The sequence below is a fragment of the Rhizobacter sp. P3_B12 genome, assembly GCF_056402895.1.
Map to the genome: position 1 here is coordinate 1 of NZ_JBFUGN010001581.1, position 830 is coordinate 830.

At 72.4% G+C, this 830-nt stretch carries 1 protein-coding gene and 1 pseudogene; both read left to right on the forward strand.

Annotated elements, in window-relative coordinates; translation table 11 throughout:
- Positions 1-504: hypothetical protein (locus AC1D01_RS37015; protein WP_477874841.1), on the forward strand; the 504-nt coding region annotated here is incomplete at its 5' end.
- A 5-nt stretch (positions 505-509) separates the two neighbouring features.
- Positions 510-830, forward strand: a pseudogene (locus AC1D01_RS37020) (putative baseplate assembly protein); the annotation flags it as partial.

Genomic DNA, 830 nt, shown 5'->3' on the forward strand with positions numbered 1-830 from the left:
GGCCGCAGCCCGTCCGGGCAGACGTTGGCGGGCTGGGTCACCGTGCTCATCGTGCCGGGCAGCCTGGAGCCGCAACCCTACCCGTCGTTCGGCCTGCGCGAGCGCGTGCGCAAGCACATCGAAGCGCGCGCGCCCGCCGATCTCGCGGCCCTGCACCGCATCCATGTCACCGGCCCGGCCTACCTGCCGGTCGGCGTCACGGCCCGCATCGTGCCGATCGACGCGAGCCAGGCCGGCGCCGTGGAGCGGGCCGTGCGCGACACCCTCGAACGCTTCCTGCACCCGGTCGTCGGCGGACCGAACGGCAGCGGCTGGGAACTCGGGCGCGACGTGTTCATGTCGGATGTCGCGGCCGTACTCGAACGCACGCACGGCGTCGACTGCATCGAGGCGCTCGACCTCGTCATCGGCGGCGTGCCGCAGGGCGAATCGGTGCGCGTCGGCGACGACCAGGTGGTCGCGGCCGGGCCGATCGTGCTGCGCATCGACGAATCGGGAGCCTGAACGCCATGCCGATCGCATTGCCCCATCTCGACGATCGCCGCTGGTCGGACCTGGTCGAACAGGGCCGTGCGCTGATCCCGCTGCATGCGCCGGAGTGGACCGACCACAACGCCTCCGATCCCGGCATCACGCTGATGGAGTTGCTGGCCGCGGTGACCGAGCGGGACATCTACCGGCTGAACCGCTTCACCGACGCACAGAAGCGGCGCCTGCTCGCGCTGATGGACGTCCGCCCCGAGCCGCCGCGTCCCGCGACACTGGTGAGCGAGCTGCGCGTGACGTCGGGCGCGGCGCCGGTGACGCTGCCGGCGGGCACCGAGTTCGCC